This is a genomic window from Novosphingobium sp. (genome assembly GCF_027489515.1).
Lineage (GTDB): Bacteria > Pseudomonadota > Alphaproteobacteria > Sphingomonadales > Sphingomonadaceae > Novosphingobium.
In genome coordinates this window covers 23,043-43,014 of the sequence record NZ_JAIXZS010000071.1, presented here as the reverse complement: position 1 = coordinate 43,014, position 19,972 = coordinate 23,043, and the positions used below count along the sequence as shown (strand labels likewise).

Genomic DNA, 19,972 nt, shown 5'->3' with positions numbered 1-19,972 from the left:
GAAGAGGATGTCTCGCTTGCTTATCGAAACTGTCACCATCGCCGGCTTCCGCTGCTTCGGGCCTGATCCGATTGCGATCGATATAGCAGCGGATATCACTGCCGTGGTCGGCCCCAATGCCTCGGGAAAGACCGCGCTGCTGCAGGCTTTGTCCAAGTTGTTCGGCGTCACCCGCTCGCAGCGCACGGTGCAGCGCTCCGACTTTCATTTGGGTGCCGAAGATGATCCCGATGATCGGGACCCCAAGGATCTCTTCATCGATGTCCTGATCGGCCTGCCGGAACTGAGCGATGGCACCGCGACGCCGGAGACCGTCGCGCCGGCTTTCCGACGCATGCATATAGCGCGTGCGGGGGATGATCCGGTCTGCCGACTTCGTCTTGAAGCCCGGTGGGAAGATGACGGCACGGTCGAGGGCGAAGTGTCGCAGGAGTTGTTCTGGGTTGAGACGCTTGACGCCGACCCGCCGGCTGACAAGCGCCACCCGGTATCGGCGGCCGATCGGGGTTTGATCCAACTCTATTACACGCCTGCCAGCCGTGATGCGGCGGCACAGATCCGGGCGACGGCAGGCGCGCTGGCCGCGCGTCTCCTCCGCGCGATCGAATGGTCATCCGACACCGAGGAAGCGGTCACCGAGGCCAGCGAAACGCTGACCGAAGCCTTCGAGGGAGAAGCCGCGATCGCCTCAATCGGTAAGGCGCTTCAGCAACGCTGGGCGGGGCTTCACGATGATGTGGTCGATACCAAGCCACGACTCAGCCTGGTCAGCCGGCGCTTCGAGGAGGTGGTCAGCCGGATTGCGGTCGTCTTCGAACAGGGACCGGATGGCCACGAACGTGGGCTCGACGCGCTCAGCGACGGGCAGCAGTCACTTTTCTATTTCGCGCTCGCGGCGGCGGTGTTCGACCTCGAACGCGCCGTGGTCGCTGGAACGGTTGACGGGTTCCGTGACGACAACATGCGCATCCCGGCGCTGACGTTGTTTGCGCTGGAGGAACCGGAAAACCATCTCTCGCCTTACTTCCTGGCGCGGATTGTCCGGCAGATCCGCTCCCTGACCGAAGATGGCGGAGCACAGGCGCTCATCACGAGCCATTCCCCGGCGGTGCTGAGCCGGGTCGATCCCCGCGAAGTGCGCTATTGCCGCTGTGAACCGAAAACGCGCATATCGACGGTCAAATCCATCAAGCTGCCCAAAGGCGCGAGCGAGGAAGCCAAGTTCGTTCGCGGCGCGATGCTCGCCTATCCGGAACTCTATTTCGCGCGGTTCGTGGTCCTCGTCGAAGGGGATTCGGAGCGCATCGTGCTGCCCAAGCTTGCCGAAGCGCTCGATCTGCTGGTCGACCCCGCCTTCGTCGCGATCGTGCCGCTGGGCGGCCGCCATGTTCAGCATTTCTGGCGGCTGCTGAAGCAGCTCGGTATCCCTTACGCGACCCTTCTGGACCTCGACCTTGGGCGCAAGGGCGGCGGTTTTGGCCGGATCAAGACGGCGATTGAAAAGCTGATCGAGCGGGGCGAGAAAAAGAACACATTGCTCCTGACCACCAATGGCGTCCTGACCGACGCGCAGTTTGCCAAAATGCACGAATGGGCAGAGGCGGATAAGCTTCCGGGCTGGGTCGATTTCCTGCAGAAATATGGCGTCTATTTCTCCGCGCCGCTCGACCTCGACATGGCAATGCTCAAGGCCTTTCCCGCGGCCTATGACGCCGTAATCCCGGCTGGTGGTGGCCCAAGGATGGCCAAGGACAAAGCCGCCGAGGCAGTGCTGGGCACGGCTGGCCCCGGCCTGACGGTCTGGACCGGGCCCTATGCGGGGTACGAGGATCTTTTCCCGGCCTATCGCTACCACTTTCTGACGCAGAGCAAGCCAGCGACCCACTTGGCCGCCCTGGTTCATATCAAGCGAAAGGAGCTGATCGCCAGCATGCCGCCGGTGCTCAAGGCGCTGCTCGTGCACGTCGCCAAATCGCTGCGGCGGGATTGACCATGGCGGTTCTGTCTCGGCACGTTCGGCCCGATCAATGGGAGCCTGTCGGCGTCGCTTCGCTGGAAGCGAACGCGCTCGACGTGGTGCGATCCGGCGACAATCGCTCCGTCATCGCCGGTCCCGGCGCCGGCAAGACGGAATTGCTGGCGCAGCGGGCGGCCTATCTCCTCCAGACCGGCAGTGCGCCGCGCCCGCGCCGCATCCTGGCGATCAGTTTCAAGCGCGACGCCGCGGTCAATCTCGCGTCGCGGGTCGCCCAGCGCTGCCATCGCGACCATGCCGGCCGCCTCGATTCCATGACATTCGACGCCTTCGCCAAAGGCTTGATCGATCGCTTTGGCCAGGCTCTCCCCGCGCGCTGGCGCCCGACGCCCGATTATGAAATCATCTTTCCAGGCGAACGGGACTTTCGCGACTATCTTCAGAATCAACTTGGATCCCCGCCTGCCAGTGTCGGCACCTACGCCGATCTCCAGGCCATAGCCGTCAAATCCTTCGAGCGGCGGCATCTCGTCGGATCACGTCTGCCGGTCGGCGGTTGGAGCAATCCTACACCAGGCCAATGGGCAGCCGACCAATATTGGCAATCGTCCCTGCACGGCTCGGTCACGAGCCATCTCTCCTTCCCGATGATCGGCCGGCTCGCGGAACTGCTGCTTCGCGTCAATCCTATGGCGCGCGATGCCCTCAGGCTGACCTACTCGCATCTGTTCATGGACGAGTTTCAGGACACGACCCAGATTCAATATGATCTGGTGCAGACCATCTTCATGGGAACTGGCACCGTGATCACTGCGGTCGGCGATAACAAGCAGCAGATCATGCGTTGGGCCATGGCGATGGATGCGCCCTTCGCGACTTTCGAAGCCGATTTCGGGGCAACGCGCACGCCGCTCTACAACAACTACCGCTCGTCGCCCGATCTGGTGCGCATCCAGCATGTGCTGGCCCAGGCGCTCGACACGAAATCGGCCAAGCCCGTTGCCATGGCGGCCGGTTCGATCACAGGCGAGAGCTGCGCGATCTGGGACTTCTCCTCAGCGCAAGCCGAAGCGACCCATCTGGCCGCTTTTGTTGCGGCCGAGATGAAAAGCCATGGCCTATCACCTCGAGACTTCGTTTTGCTCGTCCGGCAAAAGGCGGGAGACTATGCGGCCGTCCTCGAACCGGCCTTCGCAGCGCAGGGGATACCGCTTCGCAACGAGGCAGGCATGGTCGGGCACGTCATGCTCCAGGAACTGCTCGCCGAGGACGCTTGCGAACTGATTGTGGAAATCCTGCGGCTTGCAGTCTGCAAGGCCAGCGGCCGATACTGGACGCTTTGTCAGGACAGGCTCGCCTTTCTACGTGGTATTGCACCCGATGACGACGGCGACCAGGCACGGTTGGCGCGTGAACTCGATGGTTTCGCGCTTGATCTGCAAGCCCGATATCCCATCCCACCGGCCAACAAGGCAAATGCGCGTTCACTGATCGACAGCATCATATCCATGATCGGGCGTGATCGCCTCATCGCGGCTTACCCGGCTTACCGGCAGGGCGGATGGCTGGATAAGGTGCTCGATGCGGCGGCGGAGCATCTGCACCTTTGCGGGGCCGGCGGCGTGAATTGGGATGCCGCACTCGATACCTACGAAGGTCTTCACGCCATTCCCTTGATGACGATCCACAAGAGCAAGGGCCTTGAGTATCACAGCGTCATCTTCGTCGGACTCGACGATGGCGCGTGGTGGAGTTTCGACAAGGACCAGATCGAGGCCACCGCCGGCTTTTTCGTCGCCTTCACGCGCGCCAAGCAGCGCGTCCTGTTCACCTATACGGCGCATCGAGGCAACCGCAGCAAGATCGCGACGCTCTATGATCTGCTCAGATCAGCGGGTATCCAAACCCACCAGATCGCGTGACGATATCCGTCAGACGCGCGCCGAGCGGACGACCACTTGCTCGATCCCCTGTTCCTGCGCGAAGCGCGTAGCTCGCTCGATAGCTTCGGACATGCGCCAATCGAAACCAGCCGAGCCGCCGTTATCGCCTTTTGCGCTGTCGAAGAAATAGGCCTGTTCCATCCCGCCAAAACCGCGATGCACGATCACGGCGACATGGCGCTCAACGGGAATTTCGTCCTTTGGGGACAGATAGCGTATCGCAGTCATCGGACCCTCCGTTTGCCCGTCGAAGAGATGGCCGTTCATGTTCGGGGCACGGACCAGCAAAGCGCGAACATATGCTGAACAATGTCTGGGATCAATGCGGCTATCCCCGGTTTTACGCCAGAAAGCGATAAATCCCTCTGGCGCCCACCCGATGACAGGGTAATCATTCAAAAGATGAGCGAGGAAGACGGTGACATCGAAATAACCATGGATGATTTTGCGCGGCGCTTTTCCATGCGGTCGGCAAAGTTGATGTGGTTCCTGGGCGCCGGCGTTTCAGCTGCAGCTGGTATCCTGACGGCCTGGGACATGATCTGCCGCTTCAAGCGCGAACTTTACATTACACAGCGCAAAGTCTCCCCTCAGTCTGTTGCGGACCTTTCTTCTCCCGCAATATTGGCAACTCTCGACGCTTTTCTGGCCGAATCCGACACATTGCCAAAGCCAGGCGCGTCTGACGAATATTCGGCGCTATTCGAAGCCACCTACCCCCAGGAGCAGGACCGGCGGACCTATATAGACCACATGATCCGGGGCATGAAGCCAACCCAGGGTCATCTGGCACTGGCCGCCATGCTTCGCGCCGCGCATTGCAACATCGTGTGGACGACCAATTTCGACCATCTTCTCGCAGACGCCTGCGCACGGACATTCGACACGACGGCAGCCCTCAATATGGCGTCACTGGACGGGACGCTTTTGGCAGGAGAATTTATCTCCGAACAACAATGGCCGATCGAGATCAAGCTGCACGGCGACTTCCGCTCGCGGCGCCTCAAGAACACCAGCGAGGAGTTGCGCCATCAGGATGCACAATTCCGCAGGCAACTGGTCGATGCCTGCCGACGTTTTGGTCTTGTCGTAGCCGGTTATAGCGGCCGAGATTCCTCCATTATGGATGCGCTGGAAGAGGCGGTCGGCCAACCCGGTGCCTTTCCCAACGGTCTCTTCTGGATGCACCGCGGTGAGACACCTCCCTTCGAACGCGTGACACAGCTGATAGCACGAGCAAGAGCTGCGGGCCTCGAAGCCGGCATTGTCCGCATCGAGAATTTTGACGAGGCGATGATCGATCTGCTGCGGCTGCTGCCGGACATCGACACCTCTCATTTGCGCACGGAGGGCCAGGAGCGCCGTCGCTTCTCTGCTGCTCCTGCACCCTTGGGCAAGAAGTCGTGGCCCGTCCTGCGGATGAACGCGGTCAAGATTACACGTCCGGTCAATTGCCGCAAAATCGTTTGCGAGATCGGCGGCGGCAAGGATGTGCGGGATGCGGTCGAGGCAGCGGACGGGAAGCTGATCGTAGCGCGGACACGGGCAGGCGTCCTTGGCTTCGGTAGCGACGATGAATTTCGCAGGGTCTTCACGCCGTTCGGCATCACGGAGTTCGGCATCGCCACATTCGAGGATCGCCGGCTACGATACGACTCGCAGGAGCGAGGATTGCTGCGCCGGGCTCTCGTCGCGGCCATCGCGCGGACCCATGACATGGAGGCACGGGCAAGAGGCTCGGCCGACATACTGGCACCGCGCGCACCGGGAGACCCCGCCTGGCAGGATTTACGCCAAGTGATCGGCGGCCCGATATTCGGCAACGTTCCCCGCAAACGCGACATCGCCTGGCGGGAAGGGATCGGTCTGCGGCTCGATTGGGCCAGCGATCAACTCTGGCTGCTGCTGGAACCCAGGATCGTCTTCGACGGCGGTAGCGAAGAAACCAAGGCTATTACCGCCGACTTTGCACGGGAGCGGACCGCACGCCGATACAACCAGATGCTCGACAAACTCATCAACTACTGGTCTCGCCGCTTTACCGGCCAGAATTTGCGCGCTCTTGCCATCGGGGATGGGCTGGACGCCGCCTTTGACGTCGATCGCCAGTCGGCGTTCTCCTGGGCCGCCAAGCCATGATCGGACAGTTGCAGCATCATGTCCGGCTGCCCGAGCCGCATCTCTTGTTCCATCCGGACAGACCATCCGATCGGGACATCCATCCACTTCGGGGACTGGCCCGATTCGGGCCCTATTCGAGCATGTTCACGCCGTCGCCCATCCGCGTGGCAACGCTTTCTCCGGCCGGAGAGTCCCAACGGCTGTTTGATTTTCTGCGTGAACTCAATCAGCCGGCAAGGCCTCAGGAACGGACCGACTACCTGCCGGAGTGGGCCAGCTTCAACAGCGTCTTCCAGACTCGCCTCGCGCCGGCCGCAAGCCACTGTCGGCGCGAACTCGACGCCCAGTTAAACGGAGAGTTGAAGGATTGTCCTGCACCCGGCCTGCTGCTTGCGGATCGGCTCATTCGCTCGATCCAACTGCTCGACGCCAACCGCGCGGATTTCGACGTTCTGTTCGTCTACCTGCCTGAACGCTGGTCTGCCGGCTTCTATGGCGCTGATGATTTCGATCTGCACCACCAGCTCAAGGCTTTCACTGCGGCGCGGCAACTGCCGATCCAGATTGTGCGCGAAGACAGCGCCCTGTCCTATCGATGCCGGGCGAGCGTGATGTGGCGGATCGGCCTTGCCCTCTATGCCAAGGCGGGCGGCGTTCCATGGAAACTGGCAGATGTGGATCCGGACACGGCCTATATCGGCATCTCCTATGCGCTAAGGCCGGTCGAGTCAGAGCTGGCCCGCTTCGTGACCTGTTGCAGCCAGGTGTTCGATGCCGATGGCGCCGGCCTAGAATTCATTGCCTATGATACTGGCGACGTGAACGTGCAGCGGGAGAATCCCTTCCTCTCCCATACCGAGATGTTCCGGGTCATCACCCGCTCGCTGGACCTTTATCGTCGACGCCATGGCGGCCGGCCGCCAACCCGGGTGATGATCCACAAGTCGACAGAGTTCAAGGAAGCCGAAATCGAAGGCTGCTTCGAAGCGCTCAAGCACATCGAGGCGGTCGACCTCATCCAGATCGTCGAGGACAATGGCTGGCAGGCGGCACGATGGGAACAGGACCGCACCGATCCGAGCAAGTCGCAAGCGGATGGCTATCCGGTAAAGCGCGGGACGCTGCTCGGCCTCAGCGGCAAGGACTCTCTGCTCTGGATGCATGGTTCGGTCGATGGTTTTGGGCGCCGCCCCTATTTTCAAGGCGGCAAAGGGACACCGCGACCGTTGCGGCTGGTGAGGCATGCCGGGCACGGAACATGGGACGACACGGCAAGGGCGGCTTTGGCGCTGTCGAAAATGAACTGGAACAATGACGGGCTCTACGATCCGCTGCCCGTCACCATGAGTTATGCGAAGACTCTGGCCCAGGTAATCAAGCGAATGCCCGGCCTTGGCAAAGGCACATATCAGTTCCGCTTCTTCATGTAAGAGCCGTTCACAGGTTAATCAAATTCACAGGAAATCATATCGGCGGCGCCTCCTCGCATCGAGATCGCAACGCCGCCATATACAATGGCGTCGATGGCGCTCCGGTCGATTTCATTTATCGCTCAAATTACCGCGTTTGATCGAATTTCGCGCAGATCATTAACCCGAATCCTTTAAGGTAACGGAAGGCGTCGCAATCATCGATGCCGTTCGCACGCGCGAGATCATCGCCCAGATCCGGTCTTGGGGTGTAAAAACCAGTCTTGACGATTTCGGGACCGGCTTTTCGTCGCTCAGCTATCTTCAGTCGCTCCCCTTCGATGCCATCAAGATTGATCGCTCTTTCGTACAGGCCATGGACGGCTCTACGCAGGGCGAAGGTATCGTCTGTGCCATCCTCGATCTTGCGCGAACCATGAATATGACGGTCGTTGCCGAAGGCGTCGAGACGGCCGAACAGCAGGCAAAGCTAAGAGCATTGGGTTGCCATTTTGGGCAAGGCTATCTGTTCGATCGGCCAGTTGATGCCGGCAGCGCTTTTGATCTGCTACTGAAGAAACTCGACGAACGACTGGAGTGATGGCGCGAACTGTCTTCCGGAGACGCCCGGAATGTGCCGCACGCCAAACGGCAAGAGCCGCCTCGAACTCACCGTTCACCAATAGCACGGCTTAAGCGTCTGAGATCAATATCAAAGGGGAGGCCAATGTCTGGATCATTCCTCTAACCTTGATCAATCGTCAGTCACGCAGCCTCTCTGAAGTCGTCCTCATCAACGGCAAATTCGTCAGGCGTTGCTGCCAGCAGGCCGGTGATATGGTCGTTCCAATCCCGCAATGCCTCCTGCTTTTCCTTTTTCCAGTCATGTCGCTGATAAATCCCGGCGACGCCCGACCTTGAACCACCCACATGGTTGAGCACGGCCTCCGTCACCTCAAATCGGACACCCAAGCGCTGAAATCCGGTTGCCAGTGTCCGGCGAAGATCGTGAAGGCGCCATGCTGGCAGCGGATCGGCTCCGTCTTCGGACACCAGACGATCCAGTTTGGCCTTGCCTTTCGCGTACCCTGTGAAGCCCGCACCGGTCGAGGTCGCAAAGACCCGCCCTTTCCGTGGCCATTTCCGGCCCCCTGCCTGTATATCAAGTTCGGCGAGCGCCAGATCGTTTAGCGGGACACTGTTCGGCTCGCCATTCTTCGCTCTGTCGCCAGGCAGCCTCCACATGCGCTCGTCCCGGTTGAGTTCCTCCCAGCGCAGGCTGGAAACCTCTTCCCGACGCTGACCTGTTACGATCAGCAGACGCACGATAGGGCCGAAACACCGATGTGTTTTGGGCGCTTGTATCCAAACGCGCCGAAGTTCGTCGTCACTCAGCCAACGGTCCCGGGCCTTGACAGGAGGAGGGGTTTCCATGCCCTCCATGGGGCTTCGCTCCATGTCACCGCGACTGACCGCCCATTTGAACAATCGGCGGATAACCGCAAAGACGTTGCGCTGATTCGCAGCCTGATCGACCGGCATGGCGTCAAAGATGCTCACGATGTCGGCGCGCGTGATTTTGGGCAAAGGTTTGTCACGAAGGACCGGCGTGACGTGCAGCCGGAGCGATCTGGTGACCAAGGTCGTCCAGCCCTTGCCCTTGCAAGAGGCTGAGAAACGATCTGCATAGTTGGAGAAAGCCAGATCGACAGCTTCGCGTCGACGTTGCTGATCCGCGGCAACCGGATCGATGCCTTGAGCGACGAGCAGCATTAGTCGCTCTGCCTCCGTTCGTGCCGTCACCGGCGTCCAAGGCGAGCCATGCTGCCCGATCGTATAACGGCGCGACTTCGATTCCCGACCGCCCATCCGATATTGCAGAACATAGGACGCGAACCCGGTCGACATGACGCGAACGCCAAAGCCCTTCAGATCATCGTCCCACAGGAAGCCTGTTAGGCCGGCCGCGCGAAGGGCATCGACCGACCGCTTTGTGATTTTACCTGTCGCCATTTCACGCCTCCAGGGGGTTTCCGTGTAATCACCGTGTAAGCACGATAACGGAAAACCCGCGAAGCGGCAACCTGCCTTGTCGTATTCAACATATTGTAAAAACTACGAATAATCTACGACGCTGTACCCCTATTTACGCCTAAAACGGAAGTACCACACCTCGTGCCCTTGCGCGCGGGCCTTGGCCTCATAGCGGGTCTCCGGCCAGCCGCCCGGGCGGGTCTGGAAATCGCGGGGTTGCTGCGCGAGCCAGTCGAACTGGTCGGTGTGGCGGCGCATTATCATCAGTGCGTGGCGAAGGTAGACCGGATGATCGGTGCCGAAGCGAAACTCGCCGCCCGGCTTCAGCTTGCGGGCGATGAGGTCGACCGGCCCGTCGTTCATCATGCGGCGCTTGGCGTGGCGCGCCTTGGGCCAGGGATCGGGGTGGAGCAGATAGACGAACGAGAGCGCCTGATCGGGCACGCGCGCCAGCACTTCGAGCGCATCGCCGTGGTGAATGCGCACGTTGCGCAGTGGCAGGCCCGTGGCCGTGCCGTCAGACCCGCGCCCGCCATCGACATGCACCAGCGCCTGCGCCACGCCATTGAGGAACGGTTCCGCGCCGATGAAGCCGTGATCGGGCAGCATGTCCGCCCGCCCCGCCATATGCTCGCCGCCGCCGAAGCCGATTTCGAAGTGCAGCGGGCGCGCGTCGCCGAACAGCGCCTCCGCCGTCACCGGCCCTTCATCGGGCACCGCGATCTGCGGCAGCAGCGTTTCGATCAGCGCCTGCTGGCCGCTGCGCAGCGGCTTGCCCTTGGCGCGGCCATAGAGTCGGTTGATGGTGAGCGGATCGCCCGGCTTGTGCGCGGTCATGGTGCGCGCCTCTGGCAGCGAGGCCCCCAATGGTCAATGCGCATGATCGGCGGCGTTCAGAACCCGTGCCGAATCCCGATCGTCCAGCGCCGCGGCGCACCGGGGCCGAGGAAGCGCGGCGAGGATGCGCCCGGCGCTTCGGCGAGTGGTACTTCGCCGATCTCGCCAAACGTGCCGAACGTGGCATGCGCGCGGTCAAACAGGTTGCGCACTTCGCCGAACAGCATGGCGCCCGGCAGCAGTTCGATCCCGGCGCGCAAATCAACCAGCACGTAGCCCGGCACCAGCGGGGCGCGATTGGCTTCATCGCCCAGCAGCACCTGCCCCGACCGTGCTGAGACAGTGCCGCCGAAGCTGATGCGCCGCCACGCACCCGCCTTTCCGCCCCCCATCTTCCCGGTATAGTCCAGATTGAGATTGGCGCTGTGGCGCGGCACGCCGGGCAGGCGGTTGCCTGGCCTGACCGTGATTGCCCCGTCCGCTTCCGCATCCGGATTGCCGGGGCTGGCGATCCGCACCAGCGAGCGATTGGTGGCATCGGTGAGGGCATATGTCGCGCCCACGCGGAAACCGCCGTGCTCGGCGACCAGCGAGAGTTCGATGCCCTGGCGCCGCGCATTGCCCAAGTTCTGGAAGTAGGCGCGGCCGCGCACACCCGAAGCGACGCGGCGGATCTCATCGCGGCTGCCGGCGCGGTAGATTGAGGCGAGCCATGACAGGCGCCAGCCGCCTACAGCCGCCTTGCCGGAGCCGCCCAGCTCCCATGTCCGCGCCACGACTTGTCGCAGCGGCGGATCGGCGACGAAAAAGTTGGCGAGGCTGCACGGCGCTTCGGGATCAGCGCAGGAGAGCTCCGCCGGGGTCGGTGCGCGGTTGGTCTCGGCATAGCCGGCGCGCAGCGAAAGAGCGGGCGCCAGATCCCAATCCAGCTCGATGCCGGGATTCAGCCGGGTGAAGCTGTGCCGCCCGTCGAGCGCGCTGCCGAGGCGGTCGTCGAGCCGGATCGCAGCATAATTGTAGCGCAGCCCGGCCTCGAGGTGCAGGCTCGGTCCGAGTGGGAGGGTCTCCGCCGCGAAAAACCCGGCATAGAGATTGCGCGCGACGACCGAAACCGGCGCGATCGCGTTGTCCTCTTGCGCGATCACCGGGCCAGCGACCTGCACACCGCGCGTCCGGTCCAGCGTGCCGAGAACGGTCGAGGCCGCGAACGCGCTGCGCCCATAATCCAGGCTGGTGCCCAGCGTGAGCACGTTGGTGCCGCCCAGCAGGGCCCGCCGGTCGGTGATCTGGGCCAGCATGCCCAAGGCGCGGGAATGCAGGAGGCCGCGATTGAACACGGCGTAGACAGGATCGCCCGCCAGCGCGCGGATCGGACGGCCCAGCCGGTCGGTCAGGACTTCGGATTCCTCCTCGCCATCATCTTCGGATTCAAGGCAGAGCAGGCCGGGCTCGTCTTCGCAGGGCTCGATATCGGCGGCATCGCCGTTGAGCGCGCGGCTGCGCTGCCACTGCAGATAGAAGGCCGCCTGCAGCCGCGTCGTCGGGGCGAGATCGGCCCATGGATGGAGGCTGACGCGTGCGAAGCGGTTTTCGGTGCGGTCGGGGTGGGTGAAGACCGCAGCGCGCCGCACCGCGAGCAGTTCTCCGGGCGCAGCGCCATTGCCGCTGAGCCCCGTGCTCGCCGCGATTAGCTTGGCGTGAAGCCCTGCGGCGACGCCATCGTAGCCGACGTCGGCGTAGCCGCTGGCGAGGCGCGAGGTGCTGTAATCACGCCAACCGCCCTCACCGCGGAACTGCACGGCGGCGAACGCGCTGACCCGGCCCGCCGCACCGCCTGCGGCGAGGCTCACGTCATGCGCGCCATAGGCACCGAGCGCAGCACTTGCGGTCACGCCCGGATCGGTCCGCCCTGTTGCGGTTTCGAGGACGAGCGCGCCCCCCAGCGCATTGAGGCCATAGACCGGGCTCGAATCGACCAGTTCAACGTCACGCAGCGCCGCATCGGGCACAAGATCGAACGACACCGTATCGCCGAAGGGGAGATTGAACCTGGCGCCATCGAGATAGGCCGCCAGCCCTTGCGCCTGCCCCTGCGCGCCCGAGGCGGTCTGCCCGCGATAGACCAGCGCCGGCTGCCACGGATTGCCCTGCGCGTCCTGCAGGGTGACGCCCGGCAACTGGCGGGTGAGCGCGCCGAGCAGGTCAGGCCGGCCGCTGCGGGCCAGATCGCCGCGCGAAAGGCCAAGGGCATCATCGCTGTCGAGGCCAGCGCCGGGCGCAGTGACCAGAATCGGAACGGCGGCGCCCTCCTGCGCCTCGACCTGCGCCGAGGCCGCGAACGCAAGCAGGGACGCCAGCGCGCAGGCGCGGAACGGATGCAGATGGAAGCAGCGCATGGCCTTGGTGGCAGAACTCATGATCCGGGTACGGGCGGCATTGAACTGGACCGGCAAGGCCTTCAAGACAACCGGCAAGGTCGGTGTGGTTCATTTCATTTTGTGCAGGAAAAAGACGCCGGCGGCTGCGCGATTGCCACGCTACACGGCGGGGTGCTAGGCCGGACGAAGCATCCCATCCACCGCGAGAATGGAACCTGATGATGGCGAAAGTCGCTGCACTGGATACCTTCGACATGACGTCCATGCTCGATCTGAGCGTGCTGGGAGAAATCGCAGAACACTTCAGCTTTCTCGACAACGTGAACTTTGCTTTGCTCGGCAATGTCTTCCAGGATGTCGCCGCTTATCAGTTCACGACCGACACCACGCAGCTGGTTGCTTTCGGTGGAAAGAACTTCTCGTTCATCAACGGCATTCCGGTTTCCGGCAGGGTGACAGGCATAGCACTGACGGACGGCGCGTTGAGCGACGGACTTGAAGGGCAATCGCTCAATGTCCTGATCACCGGGATCTCGGTTGGCACGGTGGACATTGCCAAGGCAGTTGCTTCTGCCAGCAAGGCCGATGACCTCGCGCTCATCGCGGACATGTTCAAGGGCAATGACCGATTCGATCTCAGCGAAGGCAGCGATCTCGCCTTCGGCCTCGCCGGGGCCGACAAGATGTTCGGCAACGGCGGGAACGACCTGCTCTTCGGCGGTGACGGCATCGATACCCTGGTGGGCGGAGCCGGGGATGACGCGCTCGAGGGCGGCAACGGGGCCGACATCATCAATGGCGGCATCGGCAGCGATACCGCATCCTACGCGACGGCTTCGACCGGGCAGACGATCAACCTCGGCGTTGCCTTGCAGGCCAACGGCGACAGGCTGGTCAGCATCGAGAATGTGCAAGGCAGCGATCTGGCGGACCAGCTGACGGCGGGCAGAGTGGGCGCCGGACTCAGCGGCGGCGGCGGCGGCGACACGCTGGTCGGAGGCTTGCGGGCAGACACGCTGTCCGGCGGCACTGGCAATGACGTGCTGACCGGCGGCGGCGGCAAGGACCTCTTCGTGTTCGACGCGGCACCGGTCAGCGGCAATGCGGACGTGATCACTGATTTCGTCCGCGGCAGGGACAAGATCGTGCTTTCGAGCGAGGTTTTTACTGGCCTGGACCGGCTCGGCACGAACGGGCTCGACCCCAGCAATTTCATCCGGTCAACCAGCGCTACCGCTACATCGGCCCGCGATGCCAACGATCACCTCATCTACAACAGCACAACAGGCATACTGTTCTTCGACGCCGATGGCGTGGGCGGCAAGGCCGGGGTGGCCATTGCCCAGATCGGGACGGACCTTCATCCCAACCTCGCCGCAAGCGACATCCTGATCCTCTAGGCACTCCCAAGAAAATTGGGATGGACCGGCGGCCGGGCTTGTGGTGAGCCTGCGCCATGCCGACAATGGATCGCAGGATTGATACAGGCCGCGGCGAGGCTGTGGTCGGGGCGGTGGCCGAGGCATCAGACGCGATTCCCGCGCCTGCACGCCATTTGACCCCGCGCGAACTCGAGGTGCTGCGCCTGCTGGCGGAAGGGCACACGATCAAGTCGATCGCCGCGCAGCTCGGCTGGACCGAAGCCTCGATCAACGAGCGGCTGCGCGATGCCCGCCGCAAGACCGGCGTGGGGAGCAGCCGTGAACTCGCCCGGCAGCTCGGTGCCCAGAAAATCTGGGACAGAAATCCTGATCTGGCAATGACATCCCCCGCAGCGGAGGGATCGGTCCGGCCCGCACTTCGCGGGCTGTCAGGACCGAAAGGAAAGATTGCCATGTTGATCACCATGCCACTCATCGCGGCAGGCGCGCTGTTCATGGCGGCCGACGCGCCCTTCAACGCCGCCCGGCCGCAAGCCGCTCAAGCCGCCGCCGGGGCCGCGTTGGCATCCCCGCTGGTCGGCCGCTGGGCGCTCGATGTCGCGGGGGTGCCGGAGGGGGAACGTCCGAAAAGCGTGACCATCAGCTTCGCCGTTGCGCCGGACCAGCGCTGGACCACCGAGGTGCAGATCGTGAACCTGGACGGCGCGACCCTTCACGCCGAATCCACCGCCGCGCTCGATGCGGCGCCGGTGCCGGTTACCGGCAACATGGCCTTCATCGATAGCGGCTCGCTCCGCCAGCCCGCACCGGGCACCTTGGTGATGACGCTCGGCAAGGACGGTGCGCCGGTTTCCACCCGGGTTTACACCGTTTCGCGCGACCGCAAGTCGATGACCGAGACGATCATCTGGGCCGGCAGCAACATGCCCAAGCTGGAAACCAACACCTTCCGCCGCATCGGCTGACCTTCCAAACGCAAGCGGCCCGCCATTGCTGACGGGCCGCTGCGCACGGAGGTCGAGTACCGGGGGGATTTTCGGCCGATCAGGCCGCTTCGACGTCCAGCTTGTCGTCCGGATCGCGCAGCACATAGCCGCGGCCCCAGACCGTTTCGATGTAGTTTTCGCCATCGCAGGCATGCGCGAGCTTCTTGCGGAGCTTGCAGATGAACACGTCGATGATCTTGAGTTCAGGCTCGTCCATCCCGCCATAGAGATGGTTGAGGAACATTTCCTTGGTCAGCGTGGTGCCCTTGCGCAGCGAGAGCAGCTCGAGCATCGCGTATTCCTTGCCCGTCAGGTGGACGCGGGCGCTATCGACCTCGACCGTCTTGGCATCGAGATTGACCGAAAGCTTGCCGGTGCGGATGACCGACTGCGAGTGGCCCTTCGAGCGGCGCACCACGGCGTGGATGCGGGCGATCAGCTCTTCGCGGTGGAACGGCTTGGTGACGTAGTCGTCGGCACCGAAGCCGAAGCTGCGGACCTTGGAGTCCATCTCGGCAATGCCGGAGAGGATGAGCACCGGCGTCTGCACCTTGGCGACGCGCAGCTTCTTGAGCACGTCGTACCCGTGCATGTCGGGCAGGTTGAGGTCGAGCAGAATGATGTCGTAATCATACAACTTGCCGAGATCGAGGCCTTCTTCCCCGAGATCGGTTGCATAGACATTGAAGCCTTCGGTCGTGAGCATCAGCTCAATCGCCTTGGCCGTGGTCGGCTCGTCCTCGATCAACAGCACGCGCATGGATCAGCCCCTTGTTGCCATTCCCCGATGGCTCGAGCCCTCACAACCGGGGCCTTCGCCGTCATTAACCATATGACCAATGAACATGAAAGGTTAATTTATCGTAAGCGTACGGGTCGGTACACTAGGCATACGACGCATCCGGAAACCGTCTCCAGATCGGCAATTTCCCTTTTTGCGTCAATAGTTAAGATCCCTCATTCGTACTAACCATCGTGCCGGAGCGCGTAATACGGAACGAAACCTTTTTTAAGAAGTGGCTCCTTATCGGCCAGGCGCTGCGCCCGGCACACCGATTGCGCTGGCCGCTTCACGCAGCTTGCGGGTCGCGGAAAGATCGTTGCGGAAGGCGGCAAGCCCTCCTTCGAGAGCCTTCGCCGCCTTGGCCGGTTCGCCCAGCTGCATGCGGCTGCGCATCAGCATGATCCACCCATCTGCATTGCCCGGGTTGCTCTGAAGCTTGGCCTCCAGGCCGTCGACCATGCCGCGGATCATCGCTTCCTGCTGGCCCTTGGGCAGCGCGGAAGCGGCCTTGATTTCGGCCGAGCTCGGACCTGGGATCGCGCCTGCGGCAACCGCTGCGCCATTGGTCGCCATGCCGCTTGCCGGCGGTGCGAACTGCGCGGCGGCGAGCCGCTCCTCGTAGGGGATCTTGTAGCGGTCCCCGACATTCTTGATCACCGCGCGGATATCCTCGGCATAGGGCGCGTCGGCCGGGGTATCTTTGAGCAGCGCGAACCAGGCATCGATCGCCTTGCGGTGCTGCCCCGCCAGGTCCATCCCCACGGCGCGGAAATAGCGTGCCCGCGCATCCTTGGGATCGAGCTTGATCGCCTTGCTGAACGCGGCCTGCGCGTCTGCCGGGATGCGGCCTTCGGTCTTGCTGGCAAGAACCAGCGCTTCGCCGAGAAACGAGAACGTCTCGGCATGGGTAGCATCGAGCTTGGTCGCCTGCTTGAGCGCGGTTGCTGCTTCGGCGTAGCGCTCGGTCTGGAAGTAGGACCAGCCAAGCATCCGCCAGCCTTCGGCATCATCGGGCTTCGCCTTGAGCCGCGCCTCGAGCCGGGTGATCACATCATCGACCGAGGGCGCCTGGCTCTCCGTGGGCGCTGGCGGCAGGGCAATGATCTCGGCATCGCGCTGCCCGCGCCAGACGGCAATGCTGCCGGCCGTGAGCGCAACGACCGCCGCGAGCACGAGCACGACCCGGCCGCCACGGCCCGACGCTGTAGCAGGTGCAGGAGCAGGTGCCGGAGAGGCGGACGCGGCAGCAGGTTCTGCGGTCGGCGTTTGTTCGGCCTCGGTCATCGCATGCTCCCTTGTGCGCCATGATCGGCGCTGCCCCTCATGGCGGGCATATCCTCTGCCCCGGGCTCCATGCAAGCGGTGGCGGCAGCTTTGCCGGGCGCACCAAAGCGGTACTGGCCGGGCAGTGCCACTGCCAATTTGCGGCTGGCAAAGTGCAGCGCTTGCGCTAAAGTCTTGGCCAAACGGGATCGCAAGTCGGGGAAACGAGGCGCAGGGCCAGCGAAAAAGGGTCCGCGCTGGCATGGCGGGGGACCTGCACCGGTGAGCGAAGTATTCAAGGTTGCGATCATCGGATCGGGCCCGGCGGGGATGAGCGCCGCTAGCCGCGCGGCGCAGCTTGGGCTGCCGCACGTGCTGCTCGAAAAGACCGACCACCTTTCCGACACCATCTTCAAGTACCAGAAGGGCAAGCACGTGATGGCCACGCCATCGCAGCTCGTCCTGCGCTCCGATCAGGAGTTCGATGCCGGCAAGCGCGAGGACATCCTCGGCCGGTGGAACACGCGAACCGAAGAACTCGGCGTCAACGTCAAGTACAACGCCGAGGTCAAGTCGATCAAAGGGACCGGCCCCGCCATCGAAGGCTCGGTCCAGAAGATCGTGACCCGCGCGCGAGACGGATCGACGACCACAACCGAACTGCAGCGCCATGCGCCGCCCTATGCGATCACGCTGACAAGCGGCGAGGTTGTCATGGCCGAGGCGGTCGTGCTTGCTATCGGCACGCAGGGCAACCCGAACCTGATGCGCTGCCCGGGTGCGGACCTGCCGCATGTAACCTACCAGCTTGATGACCCCTATGCCGTGCTCGACGAGCACATCGTGGTGGTCGGCACCGGCGACGCGGGGATCGAGAACGCGCGCGGGCTGGCCGAGGACCCGGCGCAAGGCAACGTCGTCACCGTGCTCAACCGTTCGCCCAAATCGGCGAACGTGCGCGAAAGCTTCGCCACCGCGAAAGAACCCAACGCCAAGGCGCTGGTGGAGGACGACGCGGCGGGCAAGCTCAGCATCCGCTACGAAACCGAGACCAAGTCGATCGAGCCGGGCTGGATCACGCTCAATACCCGCGACGGCGAGGACCGCATCCGCTGCGACCGGATCATCGCGCGCATCGGCTCGGCCCCGCCGCGCGGCTTTGTTGAAGGCTGCGGGATCGAATTCGCGAGCAATGACCGGCTCGCCTTCCCGACGCTTTCGCCGCAGTTCGAATCGACCGCGCCCGGCATTTTCGTCATCGGCGCGCTCGCCGGCTATCCGCTGATCAAGCACTGCATGAACCAGGGCTATGACGTCATCGAGTTCATCAACGGCAACACCGGCCTCAAGCCGGCGGACGAGCCGCTGCTCGAGGCGAAGTTCGCCGACCTCCCCGGCAAGCGCACCGTCGCCGAATGGCTCGAACTGCTGCGCACCAATATCGCCATCCTGAACGGCATGACCACGCTGCAGCTGCGCGAGTTCATGCTGGATTCCGATGCGCGGTTTTACAAGGCTGGCGAGACGATCTTCGAGAAGAACGATCCCGGCTCCTCGCTCTTCGCCATTGCCGAGGGATCGGTGAACGTGCGGATCGACCCGAACGATGCAAGCAAGGTCGTGCCGATCCAGCAGGGTTCGATCTTTGGTGAAGTCGGCCTCATTTCCGGCCGGCGGCGCGGCGCGACCGTGGTGGCGGCAAGCGACTGCATCTGTGTCGAAATCAGCCGCAATGCTGCCTTGAAGCTCCAGAGCCAGGTGCCGAGCGCCCGCCGCGCGATCGAGCGAATCTCCACCGAGCGGCAATTGCTGCAGATGTTCGGCTCGGGCCTCACTCCCGACGACGTGCGCGAGGTGGTCGATACCGCGAAGATCATGGGCGTGCGCGCGGGCGAGCCGATCATCACCGAAGGCGCGGACGACAAGGACATCTTCGTGATCCGCGTCGGCTCGATGATCGTCGAGAAGGTGGTCGGCGGGAAGCCGGTGTTCCTCTCTTATCTGCCTGCAGGCTCCTACGTCGGCGAAATGGCGCTGATCGATGGCGGGCAACGCACGGCGACGGTGCGGGCGGCGATCAAGAGCGAAGTCATCAGGATCGACGGGGAGGCATTCGCCCGCGTGCTGGCGGCCAAGCCCGCCCTCCTCGAACGCGCGCGCAAGGACATGGAAGCTCGGCGCGCGACAAATGCCTTCGTCGAATCGAAGAAGGACGGCTTCTCCGGTGTCGTCGATCTCTATTCCGAGCAGGCCAAGTTCCTCGTCTCACAGGGTCTGGGCGAGGCGACCGACGTGCTGCTCATCGACGAGCGGCTCTGCGTTGGCTGCGACAACTGCGAAAAGGCCTGCGCCGACAGCCACGATGGCCTTTCCCGGCTCGACCGCGAGGCAGGCAAGAGCTTTGCGCACCTTCACGTGCCGACCTCGTGCCGCCACTGCGAGCATCCGCACTGCATGGCCGATTGTCCGCCCAACGCGATCCACCGCGGGCCGGACGGCGAGGTGTTCATCGACGACACCTGCATCGGCTGCGGCAATTGCCAGCGCAATTGCCCCTATGGCGTGATCCGCATGGACAAGGTGCCGCCAAAGAAGCCCTCGCTCTTCTCGTGGCTGCTGTTCGGCAGCGGGCCGGGGCCGGGCGAACCGCCCTACAAGTGGTCCAAGAAGAACACCAAGTACACGGGCGATCCGGTTCAGGACGACAAGCTGGACCGCAAGAAGGCGATCAAGTGCGACATGTGCGCCGGCATCGAAGGGGGGCCGAGCTGCGTGCGCGCGTGCCCGACGGGGGCAGCCATCCGCGTATCGCCCGACGAGTTCCTGACCGTCGCCCGCCTTGAGAACGAGGGGGCCTGAG

The 19,972-nt window shown here is 63.3% G+C and carries 13 protein-coding genes and 1 pseudogene; 8 read left to right on the top strand and 6 right to left on the bottom strand.

Features of this window, described 5'->3' with window-relative positions; genetic code table 11:
- Positions 1-7: 7 nt before the first annotated feature.
- Together Q0082_RS12410 and Q0082_RS12405 are read left to right on the top strand one after the other, a co-directional pair.
- Positions 8-1,990 (top strand): AAA family ATPase, encoded by a 1,983-nt coding sequence (locus Q0082_RS12410; RefSeq protein ID WP_298193050.1) that lies wholly within the window; start codon positions 8-10, stop codon positions 1,988-1,990.
- A gap of 2 nt (positions 1,991-1,992) precedes the next feature.
- Positions 1,993-3,897: an ATP-dependent helicase gene (locus Q0082_RS12405; RefSeq protein ID WP_298193047.1), complete on the top strand. Its 1,905-nt coding sequence runs from the start codon at positions 1,993-1,995 to the stop codon at positions 3,895-3,897.
- A gap of 9 nt (positions 3,898-3,906) precedes the next feature.
- Here Q0082_RS12405 and Q0082_RS12400 read toward each other — a convergent pair whose 3' ends face one another.
- Complete coding sequence (locus tag Q0082_RS12400) at positions 3,907-4,185, bottom strand: hypothetical protein (protein WP_298193045.1); 279 nt, start codon at positions 4,183-4,185, stop codon at positions 3,907-3,909.
- Positions 4,186-4,227: 42 nt separating this feature from the next.
- Here Q0082_RS12400 and Q0082_RS12395 point away from each other — a divergent pair, with 42 nt between their 5' ends.
- The 3 genes and pseudogenes from Q0082_RS12395 to Q0082_RS12385 form a co-directional block, all read left to right on the top strand.
- The gene (locus Q0082_RS12395; RefSeq protein ID WP_298193043.1) at positions 4,228-6,057 is read left to right on the top strand and encodes an SIR2 family protein; all 1,830 of its coding nucleotides are present in this window, start codon (positions 4,228-4,230) and stop codon (positions 6,055-6,057) included.
- On the top strand, positions 6,054-7,469 hold the full coding sequence (locus Q0082_RS12390) for a hypothetical protein (protein ID WP_298193040.1): 1,416 nt from the start codon (positions 6,054-6,056) through the stop codon (positions 7,467-7,469). The genes Q0082_RS12395 and Q0082_RS12390 overlap by 4 nt, the downstream gene beginning before the upstream one ends.
- 184 nt (positions 7,470-7,653) lie before the next feature.
- A pseudogene (locus Q0082_RS12385) lies at positions 7,654-8,049 on the top strand (EAL domain-containing protein); the annotation flags it as partial.
- Positions 8,050-8,213: 164 nt separating this feature from the next.
- Here the strand turns inward: Q0082_RS12385 and Q0082_RS12380 are convergent.
- From Q0082_RS12380 to Q0082_RS12370, 3 genes are all read right to left on the bottom strand, one after another.
- A complete protein-coding gene (locus Q0082_RS12380; protein ID WP_298193037.1) occupies positions 8,214-9,461 on the bottom strand; it encodes a site-specific integrase in 1,248 nt (415 codons plus the stop codon).
- Positions 9,462-9,590: 129 nt separating this feature from the next.
- Positions 9,591-10,319: a tRNA (guanine(46)-N(7))-methyltransferase TrmB gene (locus tag Q0082_RS12375; protein WP_298193034.1), complete on the bottom strand. Its 729-nt coding sequence runs from the start codon at positions 10,317-10,319 to the stop codon at positions 9,591-9,593.
- Between the two features lie 56 nt (positions 10,320-10,375).
- Positions 10,376-12,736 (bottom strand): TonB-dependent receptor, encoded by a 2,361-nt coding sequence (locus Q0082_RS12370; RefSeq protein ID WP_298193031.1) that lies wholly within the window; start codon positions 12,734-12,736, stop codon positions 10,376-10,378.
- Positions 12,737-12,915: 179 nt separating this feature from the next.
- Between Q0082_RS12370 and Q0082_RS12365 the strand changes: the two genes are divergently transcribed.
- Together Q0082_RS12365 and Q0082_RS12360 are read left to right on the top strand one after the other, a co-directional pair.
- The gene (locus Q0082_RS12365; RefSeq protein WP_298193029.1) at positions 12,916-14,097 is read left to right on the top strand and encodes a calcium-binding protein; all 1,182 of its coding nucleotides are present in this window, start codon (positions 12,916-12,918) and stop codon (positions 14,095-14,097) included.
- A gap of 65 nt (positions 14,098-14,162) precedes the next feature.
- The gene (locus Q0082_RS12360) at positions 14,163-15,044 is read left to right on the top strand and encodes a helix-turn-helix transcriptional regulator (protein WP_298193026.1); all 882 of its coding nucleotides are present in this window, start codon (positions 14,163-14,165) and stop codon (positions 15,042-15,044) included.
- Positions 15,045-15,123: 79 nt separating this feature from the next.
- Here Q0082_RS12360 and ctrA read toward each other — a convergent pair whose 3' ends face one another.
- Together ctrA and Q0082_RS12350 are read right to left on the bottom strand one after the other, a co-directional pair.
- Positions 15,124-15,825 carry a response regulator transcription factor CtrA gene (ctrA, locus tag Q0082_RS12355; protein WP_054121404.1) on the bottom strand — a complete coding sequence of 234 codons (702 nt, stop codon included), beginning with the start codon at positions 15,823-15,825 and terminating at the stop codon, positions 15,124-15,126.
- A 264-nt stretch (positions 15,826-16,089) separates the two neighbouring features.
- Positions 16,090-17,133, bottom strand: a complete 1,044-nt coding sequence (locus Q0082_RS12350; protein ID WP_298193021.1) for a tetratricopeptide repeat protein — start codon at positions 17,131-17,133, stop codon at positions 16,090-16,092.
- Positions 17,134-17,394: 261 nt separating this feature from the next.
- On the opposite strand from Q0082_RS12350, the gene Q0082_RS12345 reads away from it, so the two are divergent.
- A complete protein-coding gene (locus tag Q0082_RS12345; RefSeq protein ID WP_298193018.1) occupies positions 17,395-19,971 on the top strand; it encodes a cyclic nucleotide-binding domain-containing protein in 2,577 nt (858 codons plus the stop codon).
- Position 19,972 lies beyond the last annotated feature (1 nt).

Bases quoted from the DNA above. Each gene is read 5' to 3' on its own strand.
- Q0082_RS12400 (WP_298193045.1), bottom strand. From the start codon at position 4,185: ATGAACGGCCATCTCTTCGACGGGCAAACGGAGGGTCCGATGACTGCG.
- Q0082_RS12365 (WP_298193029.1), top strand. From the start codon at position 12,916: ATGATGGCGAAAGTCGCTGCACTGGATACCTTCGACATGACGTCCATG.
- Q0082_RS12390 (WP_298193040.1), top strand. From the start codon at position 6,054: ATGATCGGACAGTTGCAGCATCATGTCCGGCTGCCCGAGCCGCATCTC.
- Q0082_RS12350 (WP_298193021.1), bottom strand. From the start codon at position 17,133: ATGACCGAGGCCGAACAAACGCCGACCGCAGAACCTGCTGCCGCGTCC.
- Q0082_RS12410 (WP_298193050.1), top strand. From the start codon at position 8: ATGTCTCGCTTGCTTATCGAAACTGTCACCATCGCCGGCTTCCGCTGC.
- Q0082_RS12370 (WP_298193031.1), bottom strand. From the start codon at position 12,736: ATGAGTTCTGCCACCAAGGCCATGCGCTGCTTCCATCTGCATCCGTTC.
- Q0082_RS12380 (WP_298193037.1), bottom strand. From the start codon at position 9,461: ATGGCGACAGGTAAAATCACAAAGCGGTCGGTCGATGCCCTTCGCGCG.
- ctrA (WP_054121404.1), bottom strand. From the start codon at position 15,825: ATGCGCGTGCTGTTGATCGAGGACGAGCCGACCACGGCCAAGGCGATT.
- Q0082_RS12405 (WP_298193047.1), top strand. From the start codon at position 1,993: ATGGCGGTTCTGTCTCGGCACGTTCGGCCCGATCAATGGGAGCCTGTC.
- Q0082_RS12375 (WP_298193034.1), bottom strand. From the start codon at position 10,319: ATGACCGCGCACAAGCCGGGCGATCCGCTCACCATCAACCGACTCTAT.
- Q0082_RS12360 (WP_298193026.1), top strand. From the start codon at position 14,163: ATGGATCGCAGGATTGATACAGGCCGCGGCGAGGCTGTGGTCGGGGCG.
- Q0082_RS12395 (WP_298193043.1), top strand. From the start codon at position 4,228: ATGTCTGGGATCAATGCGGCTATCCCCGGTTTTACGCCAGAAAGCGAT.